At 70.1% G+C, this 16,277-nt stretch carries 3 protein-coding genes; 1 reads left to right on the forward strand and 2 read right to left on the reverse strand.

The features are described from left to right. Positions 1-57: 57 nt before the first annotated feature. Positions 58-1,122: an esterase/lipase family protein gene (locus tag U9J23_RS17325; RefSeq protein ID WP_143533416.1), complete on the forward strand. Its 1,065-nt coding sequence runs from the start codon at positions 58-60 to the stop codon at positions 1,120-1,122. Positions 1,123-1,241: 119 nt separating this feature from the next. Here U9J23_RS17325 and U9J23_RS17330 read toward each other — a convergent pair whose 3' ends face one another. Both U9J23_RS17330 and U9J23_RS17335 read right to left on the reverse strand, forming a co-directional pair. Then, positions 1,242-2,312, reverse strand: a complete 1,071-nt coding sequence (locus U9J23_RS17330) for an alpha/beta hydrolase (protein WP_106199119.1) — start codon at positions 2,310-2,312, stop codon at positions 1,242-1,244. Between the two features lie 110 nt (positions 2,313-2,422). Beyond that, positions 2,423-16,198, reverse strand: coding sequence for a non-ribosomal peptide synthetase (locus U9J23_RS17335; RefSeq protein ID WP_272267112.1), 13,776 nt, complete (start codon positions 16,196-16,198; stop codon positions 2,423-2,425). Between the last annotated feature and the right edge of the window lie 79 nt (positions 16,199-16,277).

The raw sequence follows: 16,277 nt of genomic DNA on the forward strand, positions 1-16,277 counted from the left end.
CCCGCGATCCCGACCCGTGTGAATGCCGTACCCAGAGCGTTCGCCGAGGAGTTTCGTATGTCCCGTTTTCGTCGTAGCACATTCGTGTCCGGCGTCGCCGTACTCGCCGTCACCGCATCGGCGCTCGTCGCGCCGGTGATCTCGGCAGCCGATCCGATTCCGGCCGACCCGGTGGAGGCCGAGGCGGTGGCCACCGCTCCCGATCCCGTACCGCTCCCGACCTCGGCGGATGCGCCGGACAGTCGTCTCGCGGCGCTGCTGAGCACGATGGGTGAGGGTGTCGACGGTGCGAACGACCTCGGGTGTGTGCCGTCACCGGAGCATCCGCGTCCGGTCGTCCTCGTGCACGGCACCGGGGCGGGAATGTATCCGACGTGGACGTTCGTCGCACCCGAACTCGAACGGCTCGGCTACTGCGTCTACGCGTTGAACTACGGCGCCGCGCAGGGCTATCTCGATCCCGATCGCACGGTGTGGGGCGTGTCGAACATCGAGCGATCCGCCGAGGAACTCGGAGCGTTCGTCGACGCGGTTCTCGAGCACACCGGCGCCGAGCAGGTCGATCTCGTCGGTCACTCCCAGGGTGGTGTCGTCTCCCGTCAGTACCTCAAGTTCGAGGGCGGCGCGAACCCGGCCGATCCCGCTCTCAACCGCGTCCGGAACCTCGTGATGCTCGGTGCGACCAACCACGGCACCACCTTCAACGGCCTCCAGCAGCTCTACACGGTGCTCGCCGCACTCGGTCTGACGGACGGCACCGATGCCGTGGCCGAGTTGCTGTTCCGCGGCACCAATCTGGGTGCAGCCGGCCAGCAGCAATTGATCGGATCGCGCACGCTCAGCAATCTCAACAGGGACGGCGACACCCGCCCCGGCGTGACGTACACGTCGATCGCCACGCGCCACGACCAGATCGTCACACCACCGGAGAGCTCGTTCCTGCGCGCCGGACCGGGAGCCGAGGTCCGCAACGTGTGGGTCCAGGACGGCTGCCCGAGCTCCCCCGCCGACCACTCCACGATCCTCATGCGACCCGAATCGCTCCATCTGGTGAAGGCCGCACTCGACCCCGACTACGCGGCCGGTGGCACCGTGCCGTGCCCGGCGCCCGAGGCCGAATAACCCCGTCCCGTCGCACCGACCGTCGAACACCGGACGTCGAGCACGACCGGTCGGAACGCAGAAGGCCCCTACCGCTACGAGCGGTAGGGGCCTTCTGCTGTGCTCTGTCGCCGAGCCTGTCAGTCCGAGAGGCCGAGGGCCTTCTCGAGGACGGGCCACGAATCCTTCAGGTCGTCCTGCCAGTAACCCCACGAGTGGGTGCCGGAGTCGCGGAAGTTGTAGGTGGCGGGGATGCCCAGCTGGTCGAGGCGGGCACGGAGGTTGTGCGTGCAGTAGTTGGTCGCAGCCTCGATGACACCACCGACGATGATCTGGTTGGCGAGCACGTCGACCTCACCGTCGATCTGCGGGCCGTTCAGAGTGTCGTGGACACCCGGCAGGCCGGTGCCGTTGGAGATGTACATCTCGAGCCCGCGCAGTGCCTCGGCGTGCACGTAGGGGTCGTTCTCGACCCAGGCCGGATCGTCGAGCTCGCCCCACATGTTGCGGGTGTCGCCGCCACCCCAGGTCTCGACGACGAGCTTGACGAACTGCTGCCCGATCGGATCGGAGGTCTGCGCACACCCGCTGTAGGCCGCGACGCCCTGGTACAGGCCGGGAGCAGCGATGGGCAGCTGCAGGACGGACGTACCCGAGGACGACAGACCGGCGATCGCGTTGACGCCGTTGGTGCCGAGCGCGGCGTCGATCAGCGGCGGGATCTCCTTCGTCAGGAAGGTCTCCCACTTGTTGACGCCGAGCTCCGGGTCCTCGTTCTTCCAGTCGGTGTAGTAGCTCCACTTGCCACCGACCGGCGAGACGACGTTGACGTTCTTGTCCTTGAAGAACTCGATCGCGTCGGTACGGAAGCGCCAGGTGGCACTGTCCTCGCCGCCGCCGGCGCCGTTGAGGAGGTACAGCGTCGGGGCCGGCTCGCTCGTGTCGGCCGGACGCCAGACGTCGAGCAGGATCTCCTCGTCCATCGAGGCGGAGTACACGTAGACCAGCAGCTGCTGCTCGCCGTAGTTCTCGATACGGGTGATCTTCGAGCCGTTCTCGCTGGTCACCGACTCGATCGGCTGAAGCGTGTCCGCGACCGGGTCCGCCCCGGCGGTCACGCCGCCGAAGAACAACGGCAGGGCGACGACCGCAGCGGAGACCGCAGCGAACCTCGTCCTCCGAGCTCGCGTCCTCGACTGGACAACCTTCATTCCGACAACCTCCTCAGACCCGCTTCCGGGCGTGGGCTACAGACCTCGGGCGGGGCCGAGGCGCGCCGTCCGGCGCAGCACAACGTGTATCGACGAATCGTTCGTGCACATTACCGCGACCGACGGTCTCCTCCACTTTCGGCGACCACGCGTGTGGCGGCGGCGTCGAGCGCCGGCGCGATGATCTCGATGGCGGAAGGCTCCATCATCTCGCCGTGTGTCCCCGGCACGAACCGGGTCCGGATACGGCCCGACACGAACGGTCGCCACAGATCCGCGGCGTCCGCCTCCGTAGGGTGCTCCTCCGTCGCGCTGAAGAATTCCATGTCTCCGGCGAACACCTCGGGGTCGTGACCGTTGATCAACTCGGGCGAGGTCACCGCCGCGGAGAACAAGCCTTGCACCCGCTCCACGTCGAGGTCGATCAACCCGTCCGGCACGGCCCGGACCAGCGCTTCCGCAGCCTCGTGCGGAAGCCCGCCGTCGAGTGCGGCGGTGTCCACGGAGACGCCGAACGCACGCAGGTTCTCCGCGAGTTCGGTCGCGAACCGGTCGGTGTCGATCCGCGGGATGCTGTCGATGAGGGCAAGACCCTCGACCTGCAGCCCACGTGCCTGCAATTCGACCGCGACGGCGTGCGCGAGCACACCGCCGAGCGACCACCCGATGAGGCGGTACCGGCCGCCGGGTGCGGCCGCGACGATCTCGTCCGTGTACCTCCGCGCGAGGTCGGCGAGCGAGGATGCGACGAAGCCGGGTTCGCTCAGGGCCGGGGTCTGCACGCCGTACACCGCGCTGCGCGTCGAGAGTCTCGCGGCCAGCGGCGCATACGGCCATGCCAGTCCGAACATCGGGTGGAAGCAGAACACCGGTGTCGACGCATCGCCCGGCCGCAGCGTGACGAGCACGTCCGACGCCGCCTTCCCGGTCCCCGCGGAATCGACGTCCGTTCCGTCCACGACCGCGGCGAGCCGCGCCGCGAGTGCCTCGACCGCCGGTGTCTCCAGCAGCCACGGGACGCGGACCTGCAGTCCGGTCTCGTCGCGCAGCCTCGCGACCACCTGGGTGGCCACGAGGGAGTTGCCGCCGAGGTCGAAGAAGTCGTCGTCGAGACCGACCTGCTCGGCGTCGAGGGCGTCGGCGTACACCCGCGCGACAACCTCCTCGAGGTGGGTGCGCGGAGCCCGGTACGGGCGGGTCCGTGCCTCCGGTTCCGGCAGCGCCGCGCGGTCGAGCTTCCCGACGTGTGTCAGCGGCACGGCGTCGAGCACGACGATGTCGTCGGGAACCATGTGCTGCGGCAACGCTTGGGAAGCCGCACGGAGCAGGTCGTCCGTGTCGACGACGTGGCCGGCCGTCGCGGTCACGTACGAGACGAGCCGGACACTGCCGGTGTCGTACCGGCGGGCGACGGTGACGGCGAAGTCCACGCTCGGCTCGCGCCGCAGCACGGCGTCGATCTCGTCGAGCTCGATGCGGAAGCCGCGCACCTTCACCTGGAAGTCCGACCGTCCCACATAGGCGATCTTCCCGTCGTCGGTCCAGCGGACCACGTCTCCGGTGCGGTAGAGGCGTCCACCGGATCCGAACGGATCGGCGACGAAGCGCTCCGCCGTGAGACCGGGCCTGCGGTGGTATCCGCGTGCGATCTGCACTCCCGACATGTACAGCTCGCCGGGCACACCGACCGGCACCGGACGCAGTCGCCTGTCGAGCACGAGCGCGCGGACGCCCCGGATCGGTCCCCCGATCGTGATCGGGTCCCCCGGCGCCAACGGTTCGCTGATCGTGGTCACGATCGTGGTCTCCGTCGGACCGTAGACGTTGTGGAACGCCCGTCCGGGCGCCCAGCGCGCAACCAGTTCCGGTGGCACGGCCTCGCCGCCGGCGGCGAGTACCCGGAGCCCGTCGAGGCCCTCCGGATCGAGAGTGGCGACCGCTGCCGAGGTGATGAACGCGTGCGACACGCGTTCGGAGCGGATCAGCTCCGCGAGTTCGGTGCCTCCGTAGATACCCGGGGACGCGACGACGAGCGTGCCGCCCCCACCCACGGCGAGGAGCAGTTCGAGCATGGAGGCGTCGAAGCTCGGCGACGCGAAGTGCAGCGCCCGGGTGTCGGCGTCCAGTCCGTAGTGTTCGCGTTGCGCCGCAGTGAAATTCGCCAGTCCGGAGTTCGACACCACGACGCCCTTCGGAAGGCCCGTGGACCCCGAGGTGTAGATGACGTAGGCGGTGTTGTCCGCTCGGACCGGACGGACCCTCTCGTGCGCGGCGAACGGTTCGCCGGACAGGGCCTCCAGCTCCGTGAGCGTCGCGGGATCGGTCAGGTCGATCCACTGCACGTCGCCGGGCAGCCGGTCCCGCTCGGCCGAGACGGTGAGGCCGAGGACGGCCTCCGAGTCGGAGAGCATGTGGGCGACGCGGTCGGCCGGATAGTTCGGATCGACCGGCACGTAGGCGGCTCCGGCGCGGGCGACCGCCCACACTGCGGTGATCGAGTCGAACGACCGCGTCAGTCCGAGCGCGACCACGTCCTCCGTCCCGATACCCCGGCCGACGAGCAGCCGTGCCAGTCGCGACGACCGGGCGTCGAGTTCGGCGTAGGTCAGCGAGCGTCCGGCGTGGACGACCGCGACGCCGTCGGGGTTGCGGGCGGCGGTCTGCGCGAGCAGATCACCGAGCGGCACCGCGGGCAGCGCGGGTCCGCCCCAACGGTCGGCGAGGTCCTCGATCTCGGCCGCATCGAGATACGGCAGCGAGTCCACCGACGAGTCGGGATCGGCGACGAGCGCGTCGAGGATGCGGACGTACCTGGTGGCCAGCGTCACCACGTCCTCCGCGTCCAGGATGTCGCTGCGGTACTTGAACGCGAGCGTCAACGCCTCCTCGGAGGTGACGACGGCCGTGAGCGGATAGTGCGTCGCGTCCCGGGCGTTGACGCCGGCGACGACGAGTCCGTCGATCGATCCCGCGGCCTCGATTCCGCTGCGGTCGACCGGATAGGACTCGTACACGAGCAGCGTGTCGAACAGCGCTCCCGTACCGGCACGCTGCTGGATCTCGGCGAGCCCGACGTGATGGTGATCGAGCAGTTCGGCCTGTTCGCCCTGGATGCGGCGGAGCAGATCGTGCCCGGTCTCGCCGGCGCCGAGGCGCACCCGCACCGGGAGGGTGTTGATGAACAGTCCCACCATCGCCTCGACGCCGGGAAGGTCCGCGGGCCGACCCGACACGGTGGTGCCGAACACGACGTCGTCGCGGTCGGTCGTGCGGGCCAGGAGGACGGCCCAGGCACCCTGCAGCACGGTGTTGACCGTGACGCCGAGTCGCGTGGCCGTGTCCGAGAGGAGGTCGGACCGTTCACGACCGAGGTCGATCCGGTGCTCCTCCGGGGTGCCGCCCGTGCCGTCGGTGTTGCCCCCGGCCAGCAGGGTGGGCTCCTCGATCCCGTCGAGCGAGTGCATCCACGCCTCGACGGAGGCTTCGTGGTCGCGGCGCGCGAGCCATTCGAGATACGCGCGGTAGGACGGTGCCCGGCCGAGGACACCGGCGTCGCCGCGGGTCGCGTAGAGAACCAGCAGATCCTTCATCAACAGCGGCATCGACCAGCCGTCGAGCAGGATGTGGTGACTCGTGACCGCGAGTGTCCAACTGTCGTCGCCGGTGCGGACGAGCACGAAACGGATCAGCGGGGGCTCGGCCATGTCGAATGCGACGGCCTGTTCCGCTCGCAGCACGTCGGCGAGTACTGCGGGATCCTCGCCCCGGATGTCGACCTCGCGCCACGGCAGGATGACCTCGTCGACGACGACCTGGACGGGGATGCCCGATTCGCTCGCGACGAATGCCGTACGGAGGTTCGGGTAGCGCCCCAGCAGCGCATCCGCCGCCGCGCGCAGCCGCTGCGCGTCGACCACTCCGGCGAGGTGCACGAGCACCTGTGTGCTGTAGGCATCGGAGTGCCCCTCCGCCAGAAGTGCGTGGTAGAGCAGGCCGGCCTGGAGCGGAGCGAGCGGCCAGGCGTCCGCCGCGCCGGGGTACCGCGACTCCCACAGATCGATGTCGCGTTGGGTGACGTCGACCAGCGACAGGTCGGACGGGGTCCGTCCCCCGGCCTCCGGACGCGTGGCGTGCGCGGCGAGGGCTTCGAGTGCGCGCACCCAGCGCTGCGCGAGGTCCTCGACGTCGGCGCGGTCGAGCAGACCGGACGCGTAGCCGAAGTTCGCTCCGAGCTCACCTCCGAGGACGACAGCGTTGATGTCGACGGCGGCGAGGGCCGGGGCGTCGGGGTCGTCGGTTCCGGACAGGTCCCCGAGATCGCCGGCGGGCAGCCATCCGAGTTCCGGCATCCGGTCGGTCGAGACCTCACCGGCGTCGAGCCGGCCGAGATAGTTGAAGCTGATCTGACCGGCGGGTGTCGCGGCGAGACGAGTGGAGGTCTCGGGGTTGCAGTACCGCAGCAGGCCGTAGCCGATGCCCTTGTCGGGAATGCGGCGGAGATCCTCCTTGACCGCCTTCAGCGCCGCACCCGCGCTCGCACCACCGGCAACGGCGTCATCGAGGTCGACGTCGGTCAGGTCGAGCCGCACGGGGAACATCGTCGTGAACCAGCCGACGGTGCGCGAGAGGTCCGAGCCCGGGACGACATCCTCCTCGCGGCCGTGGCCCTCGAGGCGGATCAGCGCCGATCGCACGTCCGTGCCCCGCGCCCGCCGCCACTCGGCCAGGGCCAGTGCGAGACCTGTGAGCAGCACGTCGTTGACCGAACCGTGGTAGAGCTCGGGCAGGGTGGTCAGCAGCGTCTCGGTGGTCGCCGCGTCGACCCGGACGGGCACCTTCACGACCGTCGACGCCAGGTCGACCGCCGGGTCGAACGGGCGGTCGCCGAGCAGCGGGTCGGGTCCGTCGAGGACCGACGTCCACAGCGGCAGCTCCGTCACGCGTTCCGCGGCGCCGTCGACGAGGGCGTGGGCCCAGGTGCGGAACGACGTGCCGACGGGCTGGAGCGCGGGCTGCTGGCCGTGGCTGATCTGGGCCCACGCGGTGACGAAGTCGGGCACCAGGATCCGCCACGACACCCCGTCGACGACGAGGTGGTGCGCCACCACGATCAGTCGTCCGGTCCGTGTCGCCCCGGCAGCGGGGTCGAGCCAGACGAACTGTGTGACGATGCCCTGCGACGGAGCGAGACGCTCCTCGGCAGCGTCGAGTTCGCGCGCGGCGATCTCGACCCACTGCTCGTCGTCGGCATCCGCGGGAACCTCCACGCGCGTCACGAGCGCGTCGACGTCGACACTTCCCGGCGCGGAGGTCGACAGCACCCGTTCACCGGAACCGTTGTCCTGCAAGGATGCCCGGAACATGTCGTGCCGGTCCACCACGGCGCCGATCGTCGTCACGACGTCGCTGCGTCCGATGCCGGCGGGCAGTTCGAGCGCGATGGTCTGTGTGTAGCGATCGAAACCGCCGCCGCGCTCGACCATGTACCGCACGATCGGGGTGAGCGGGATCTCGCCGACGCCGGCGCCGTCGAGTTCGCGCAGCACCGGTTCGGATCCCGTTCCGGCGCGCGCCACCTCGGCGAGCCCGGCAACCGTGCGCTGCTCGAACACCTCGCGCGGAGTGAACACGACGCCCCGCGCCTTCGCCCGGGACACCAGCTGGATCGACACGATGCTGTCGCCGCCGAGGGCGAAGAACGAATCGTCGATCCCGACCCGCTCGAGACCGAGCACGTCGGCGAAGACCTCGGCGATGGTCTCCTCGGTGGGTGTCCGCGGCGCCCTGAACTCGCGGTCGCTGGTGAACACCGGTGCGGGGAGCGACCTGCGGTCGAGCTTGCCGTTCGGGGTCAACGGCAACTCGTCGAGCACGAGTACCGCGTCGGGAACCATGTAGCCGGTGAGGAATTCGCCGACCCGTTCGAGCACCTCGGACGGGGCGACGGTGTGCCCGGACCGCGGCACGACGTAACCGACGAGCTTCTCCCCGGTGTGCTCGTCCGACCACACGGACGCGACGGCGTGCGCGACGCCCTCCACACCGGTCAGTGCCGCTTCGATCTCGCCGAGCTCGATGCGGAAGCCGCGCAGCTGCACCTGCAGGTCGCTGCGACCGGCGTATTCGAGTTGCCCGTGCACGTTCCATCGGGCGACGTCACCGGTGCGGTACATGCGCGTGCCCGGCGCACCGTAGGGATCGGCGACGAACCGCCCGGAGGTCAGCTCGGCACGACCGAGATAGCCGCGTGCGAGCTGGCCACCACGGACGTAGATCTCGCCGGGCACGCCCACCGGGACGGGCTGCAGACGGGCGTCGAGAACGTAGATGCCGAGGCCGGGGATCGCGCGGCCGACGGTGCTCGCCGGGTTGTCGACGTCGGCGGCGGACAACTCGAGATGCGAGACGTGCACGGTGGTCTCGGTGATGCCGTACATGTTGACCAGGCGCGGCGCTGTGCGGATCTCCCGTCGCTGCACTCCCCCTGCGTCCCCGTGCCGCTGATACCAGCCGGCCAGACGACGCAGATCGAGCGCCTCGCCACCGAACACGACGTACCGCAGGGACAGCGGCTGCGCATCCGGATCCTGCTCGGCCACGACGGCATCCGCCTCGGCGAGCTGGTAGAAGGCCGACGGGGTCTGGTTGAGCACCGTGACCTTCTCCCGCCGCAGGAGGGCGTGGAAGTCCTCCGGGGAGCGGGAGGTGTGGTAGTCGACGACCACGAGGCGACCGCCGTGGAGCAGCGGGCCCCACAGTTCCCACACGGAGAAGTCGAAGGCGTACGAGTGGAACAGGGTCCACACGTCGTCGGCGTCGAATCCGAATGCGGGCGCGGTGTTCTCGAACAGTTCGAGCACTGTGCGGTGCGGGATCTGCACACCCTTGGGCCGGCCCGTGGAGCCGGAGGTGTAGATGACGTAGGCGAGGTTGTCGCTGCGCAGCGGTGCCGCGTGCTCGTCGTCGGAGAGCGGATCGGCCGACCGTGTCGACAGGTCGAGCCGATCGAGATCGATCACCGGGACGTCGGTGGCGGGCAGCGCATCCGGCTCCCCCGCCACGAGCACACACACCGGCGCCGCGTCCTCGAGCATGAAGGACAGACGCTCGGCCGGGTAGGTGAGGTCGATCGGCAGATAGCCACCGCCGGCCTGCTGCACCGCGAGCAGCGCGACGACGAGTTCCTCCGTGCGCGGCAGCGCGACGCCGACGAGGGTGTCGGGACGGACACCGCGGTCGACGAGTTCGCGCGCGAGGCGGTTGACCCGCGCGGACAGTTCGGCGTAGGTGAGCTGCCGGTCGCCGAAGATCACGGCGACCGAATCCGGGTGCGCCTCGGCGGCTTCGCGGAAGCGATCCACGAGCGTGACGTCGGGGACGCGGGTGCCGGGCTCGTTCCACGCCTCGAGCATCTCGGTGCGTTCGGCCGGGTCGAGCAGCGGGACGTCGCCGATCACGGCCCCGGGCTCCGCCGCCGCCGCGAGCATCCGGCCGAGACGGTCGCCGAAGCGGCGCATCGTCGCTTCGTCGAACAGGTCGACGGCGTAGGTCAGCACGACGTCGAGGCCGCCGGGAGCACCGTCCGCGTCGAACCGCTCGACGACGGTGACCTGCAGGTCGAACTTGGCGTGGGCGATCGGAACGTCGAATCCTTCGACGGCCAGGCCCGGCAGTTCGAATCGCGACTGCCCGAGATTCTGGAAGGTCAGGGCGACCTGGAACAACGGGTGGCGTGCCTGCGACCGTTCGGGGTCGAGGACCTCCACGAGCCGTTCGAACGGCAGATCGGCGTGTCCGAACGCGCCGAGGTCGCTCTCGCGTACCCGTTCGAGGAGATCGGCGAAGGTGTCGGAGGGGCGCACCTCGCTGCGCAACACGAGCGTGTTGACGAACATGCCGATCATGTCGTCGAGCAGCTGCTCACCGCGTCCGGCGATGGGAGCGCCGATGACGATGTCCTCGGTGCCCGACAGCCGTGCGAGAACGGCCGCCAGGGCACTGTGGAAGACCATGAACAGCGACGCGCCTCGCTCCCGCGCGAGACGGTCGAGCGCTGCGTGCGTCCGCGCGTCGATCTCCACGGCGGTGTTCGCGCCCCGGCCCGAGGCGACCGCCGGCCGCGGACGGTCGGCGGGTAGGGCGATCTGTTCCGGGATGCCCTTCAGGGCGTGGCGCCAGTAGGCGAGCTGGCGGGCGATGGGCGACTCCGGGTCGTCCTCGGAGCCGAGCACCTCCCGCTGCCACAGGGTGTAGTCGGCGTACTGGACCGGAAGCGGCGACCAGTTCGGCTGCAGCCCTTCGGTTCTGGCACTGTAAGCCACCATGACGTCGCGCGCGAGCGGGCCCATCGAGAAGCCGTCGCCGCTGATGTGGTGGAGCACCACGACGAGCACGTGGTCGTCGTCGGCGACACGCAGCAGCCGGATCCGCAGCGGGACCTCCGCCGTGACGTCGAAACCGGCGTCGAGGATCGCCGCGACCTCGTTCAGGATGTCGGCTGGATCGACCTCGGACGGCTCGATGCCGGGAACGACGGACGCCGCCGGGAGGATCACCTGGTGGGCGATGCCGTCGGTCTCCGGGTAGACGGTCCGCAGGGACTCGTGCCGCAGCACCACGTCGCCGACCGCGCCGCGCAGGGCGTCGAGATCCAGCGAGCCGCGCAACCGGATCACGAGCGGCAGGTTGTTCACCGCCGAGTCCGGTTCGAACCGGTTGAGGAACCACATCCGCTGCTGTGCCAGCGAGAGCGGCACGTGCTCGGGCCGGGTGCGTGCCGTGAGCGGGACGGCCGCGGCACCGGCCGTCGACGACTCGATGTGGGCGGCGAGGGACTCGACGACGGGATGCTCGAAGAGCGACCGCACCGCAACGCGTGTGCCGAGTGCGGCCCCGAGTCGCGCGGCGACCTGCGTGGCGACCAGCGAGTTGCCGCCGAGGTCGAAGAAGTGGTCGTCGCGTCCGACCCGGTCGACACCGAGGACGTCGGCGTAGACGTTCGCGACGATCTCCTCGATCGGGGTGCGGGGAGCGCGGAATTCGCGGACCTCGAAGACGGGTTCCGGCAGGGCCTTGCGGTCGAGCTTGCCGCTCGTGTTGAGCGGGAACGCGTCGAGCACTACGACGGCCGACGGCACCATGTACGACGGCAGGACGCTGCGCACGGCGTCGAGCAGGACCGCCTTGTCGACGGTGTGCCCGGGCGCCGGCACGACGTAGGCGACCAGTTGCTCGCCGGTGGGTGTCGGCACGACGAGCGCAACGGCCTGGCTCACCTCGGCGAGGCCGAGAAGCGCGGTCTCGATCTCTCCGAGTTCGATGCGCTGACCGCGGAACTTGACCTGGAAGTCGGTGCGGCCGAGATAGTCCAGGACGAGGGCACCGTCGGCGGTGCGGCGCCACCGCACGAGGTCGCCGGTGCGGTACATCCGGCTCCCCCTCGCCCCGAGGGGGCTCGCGACGAACCGGTCGGATGTCAGGTCGGGGCGCTTCTCGTAACCGCGCGCGAGCTGCACACCGGCGAGATACAGCTCGCCCGGCGTTCCCACCGGGGTGGGACGCAGACGCGAATCGAGCACGTACACCTGCACGTTCGCTTCGGGAACGCCGATGGGCACGGAATGGTCGCCGCCCTCGGCGGGCCAGTAGGTCGCCGAGACCGCGGCCTCGGTGGGGCCGTAGAGGTTGTGGACCGCCGCGTCACCGAGACGCCGGAAGGCCGTCACGGTCTCCGGCGGCAGCGCCTCGCCGATGACGAAGACGTGACGCAGGCCCGCACAGCTGCCCGCCGGGGCGTGGGCCGCGAAGACGGTGAGCATGGACGGGACGAAGTCGGTGAGCGTGACGCCGTACCGGACGATCGCGTCGGCCACGTAGGCCGGGTCGCGGTGACCGTCGTGGGTCGCGACGACGAGCGTTCCCCCGGTCCGCAGCGGCAGGAAGTAGCCCCACAGCGACACGTCGAAGGTCGTGGCGGTCTTCTGCAGGTACACGTCATCGGCTGAGATGGCGTACTCCGCCGCCATCCACTCGAGCTGGTTGACGATCGCCTCGTGCGGAACGGACACACCCTTCGGGCGTCCGGTGGATCCGGACGTGAAGATGACGTAGGCCGGCGAGGCGGCGTGGACGGTGCCCCGCAGTTCGTCCTCGCGCACGGGCTCGGTCGGATGTTCGGGCAGGGCCGGGTCGTCGACGAGGATCGTATCCACACCGGTCGGGAGATCCTCCGCGTCGGCGGTGGTGCTGAGCACGCACACCGGTCGTGCGGTGTCGAGGATGTGGCCGATCCGGTCGGCCGGGTGATCGGGGTCGAGCGGCACGTAGGCCCCACCTGCCGTGACGACCGCGTACATGGCGACGACCAGATCGATCGAGCGCCGGATACCGAGCGCGACGAGCGATTCGGGCCCGACCCCGACCGAGATCAGGTGACGGGCGAGGCGGTTGACCCGCGCGTCGAACTCTGCATAGGTGAGGGCGTCGTCGCCGAAGACGACCGCGGTGGCGTCCGGGGTCGAGGCGACCTGCGTGCGGTAGCGCGAGAGCAGGGTCTGCGCAGCGATCGGGCGCTCGGTGGCGTTCACCTCGACGGTGAGCGCGTGTCGCTCCGGCGCGGCCAGCAGGTCGACGTCACCGACGACCGTGTCGACATCGCCGGTGAGCGCTTCGAGGACGGTCACGAGCCGGGTGGCGAGCGACCGCACCGTTGTCTCGTCGAAAAGGTCTTTGGCGTAGGTGAACTGGGCGCCCATCCCGGCGGGACGTCCCTCGACCTCCCGCGGACCGACGGTGAGCTGCAGATCGAACTTGGCGATGCTGCCGCCCAGATCCACCGGCTCGACGTCCAGGCCGGGCAGGGCGAGTTCGGGTCGCTCCATGTTCTGGAAGAACAGGGCCACCTGGAACAGCGGGTGATGGCCGGCAGAACGAACAGGGTCGAGAACCTCCACCAACCGCTCGAAAGGCAGGTCGGCGTGGGCGAACGCGTCGATGTCCGAGGCGCGGACCTCGCGCAGGACGTCGGCGAACGTCCGCTCGGGAGTGATGGCGGTCCGCAGCACGAGCGTGTTGACGAACATGCCGATCAGATCGTCGAGCGCCTGCTCGCCACGGCCCGCGACCGGCGTGCCGATCGCGATGTCGCTCGCACCCGAGATCCGGGACAGCAGAACGGCGAAGGCCGCGTGGACGACCATGAACGGCGAACATCCTGCGGCGCGGCCGAGTTCGACGACGGCCTCGTGCAGGGCCGGGTCGATCTCGAACTCGACGGTGGCGCCGCGGCCCGACGCCTCGACCGGACGGGGCCGGTCGGTGGGCAGTTCGAGGCGATCCGGCAGATCGGCGAGAACGGAAGTCCAATAGGCGATCTCCTTCGAGACCGTCGATTCCGGGTCGTCCTCGTCGCCGAGGACGGCCCGCTGCCACAGGGTGTAGTCCGCGTACTGCACGGCCAGCGGTTCCCAGCCGGGCGCCGCGCCCGACGTGCGGGCGAGGTAGGCGGTGACGAGATCGCGCACGAACGGCTCGATGGAGGTGCCGTCGGCGGCGATGTGGTGGACGACGATGATCAGGACGTGTTCGTCCTCTGCGGACGCGGCCCCGGCACCGTCGCGCGAGATGCGCAGCAGTTCGAGGCGCAACGGGACCTCGGTGGTGACGTCGAAGCCGGTCGTCACCGCGCGCACCACACGGCCGTGCACCTCGGCCTCCGTGACGTCCTCGGCGCGCAACACCGGTGTCGCCTGCGAGGCGGGCAGGATCAGCTGGCTGCCGACACCGTCGTGGTCGGGATAGACGGTGCGGAGCGTCTCGTGGCGTTCGACGAGGTCGGCGACCGCGGCACCGAGCGCATCGGTGTCGAGTGTCCCGCGCAGACGCAGTGCGACGGGGATGTTGTTCGCTGCCGAGGCGGTGTCGAACCGGCTCAGGAACCACATGCGTTGCTGCGCGAGCGAGAGGGGGATCGTCTCGGGGCGCGGACCGGCCACGAGGGGGATCCGGTCGTCACCGGTGAGGGGTTCGACCAGGTCCGCGAGCTGCGCGACCGTCGAACCCTCGAAGAGCAGGCGGGCAGGCACCCGCACACCGAGGCGCTCGCTCAGCCGTGCCGCCACCCGCGTGGCGACCAGCGAGTTGCCGCCGAGATCGAAGAAATCGTCGTCGAGACCGACCCTCGTGGAGTCCAGTCCCAGCACGTCGGCGAACACCGCGGCGATCGCGATCTCGGTGCCGGTCACCGGGGCCCGGAACTCGGTGACGATCGGTCCCGGATCGGGAAGCGCGTCGCGGTCGAGCTTGCCTGTGGGCGAGAGCGGGATCTCGTCGATCGGCACGATCGCCGAGGGCACCATGTGGGCCGGGAGGCGCTCGGCGGCGAGGGCCGACAGTTCCTGCGGATCGACGGTCGCGCCGGGCGCGGGGTGCACGTACGCGACCAGCTGGGCCTGCCCGGACGGGCCCGTCCGCGCGAGCGTCGCCGCGAAGTCCACTGCGGGCGCGGATGCCAGCACGGCGTCGATCTCGCCGAGTTCGATACGGAAACCGCGGACCTTGACCTGGAAGTCGTTCCGGCCGATGTAGACGATGGGTGTTGCGGCGTCACGGGGTCCGCGGACGAGGTCGCCGGAGCGGTACATGCGCGTGCCACCGGGCGCCGCGACGAACCGTTCGGCGGTCAGTGCCGGCCGGCGGTGGTATCCGCGGGCCACACCCGGGCCCGCCAGGTAGAGCTCGCCCGTCACTCCGGCCGGAACGGCGTGCAGTCGCGTGTCCAGCACGTGCGCCGTGGTGTTCCGGATGGGCGCACCGATCGTGATCTGCTCACCCGGGACCAGCGGGTCCGAGATGTTCGTCATGATGGTGGTCTCGGTCGGACCGTAGCCGTTGAAGAACCGTCGGCCCGGCGCCCATCGCGTCACCAGGTCCGGGGGGCACGCCTCACCACCGACGACGATGCAGTCGAGCACGTCCAGGCCCGTCGGGTCGACCGAGGCCAGCGCGGCGGGGGTGACGAAGGCGTGCGTGACTCCCTGCCGCACGACGAGTTCGGCGAACTCCTCGCCGCCGTACACGGAGGTCGGGGCGATCACCATCGTCGACGAGGCGCCGATCGCCAGCAGCAGTTCGAGGATGGAGGCGTCGAAGCTCGGGGATGCGAAGTGCAGCGTGCGCGAGTCGGAGGTCAGGGCGTACCGCTCCACCTGCTCGGTGCAGAAGTTCCCCAGACCCGAATGGGTCACGACGACGCCCTTCGGCCGTCCCGTCGACCCCGAGGTGTAGATGATGTAGGCCGTGTTCTCGACCCGCAACGTCCGTACCCGTTCGTCGAACGAGACGGGCTCGGACGGAAGAGCCGCGAGCTGCTGCGCGATCGCGGGGGCGTCGAGTGCGATCCATCGGGTCGTGGAGGGCAGTGCGGGTTCGTTCTCGGCGAGGGTCAGGCCGAGCGCCGCGCCGGAGTCGACCGTCATGTGCTCGACCCGGTCGGCGGGATAGTTCGGGTCGACGGGCACGAAGGCGGCACCGGTCTTCGCCACCGCCCAGGTGGCGAGTACCGATTGGATCGAGCGGGCGATCGCCAGCGCGACGACGTCCTCGGGACCGACACCGAGGCCGATCAGATACCGCGCGAGTCGCGACGACGCTTCGTCGAGCTCGGCGTAGGTGAGCGAACGGTCGTCCTCGACCACTGCGGTCGCGGAGGGGTCGCGTTCGACGGCCGCGGCGAGCAGCTGAGGAAGCAGCGCGGCCCTGGCTCCGCGACGCTCGGGACGTCTGCGTGGCCGTCGTCGCTCGGCTGCCGCGGATCGGGAGTCGCCCGAGGCTCCACCGTTCCCCTCGGCCCCCTGCTGCTCGCCGACCTTACGCAAGGCTTCACTCACCACTGGTACCGATCCCTCGTACGTCCCGTTCCGGCCGCCACCGCCCGGTTGTTACCGGGCAGTCATGTGCCCATTAGAG

It is taken from the genome of Rhodococcus sp. PD04, assembly GCF_035918275.1.
GTDB lineage: Bacteria > Actinomycetota > Actinomycetes > Mycobacteriales > Mycobacteriaceae > Rhodococcus > Rhodococcus rhodochrous.

What these genes read in the sequence shown, in the direction of transcription:
- U9J23_RS17325 (WP_143533416.1), top strand. Translation starts at nt 58, where the DNA reads ATGTCCCGTTTTCGTCGTAGCACATTCGTGTCCGGCGTCGCCGTACTC.
- U9J23_RS17330 (WP_106199119.1), bottom strand. Translation starts at nt 2,312, where the DNA reads ATGAAGGTTGTCCAGTCGAGGACGCGAGCTCGGAGGACGAGGTTCGCT.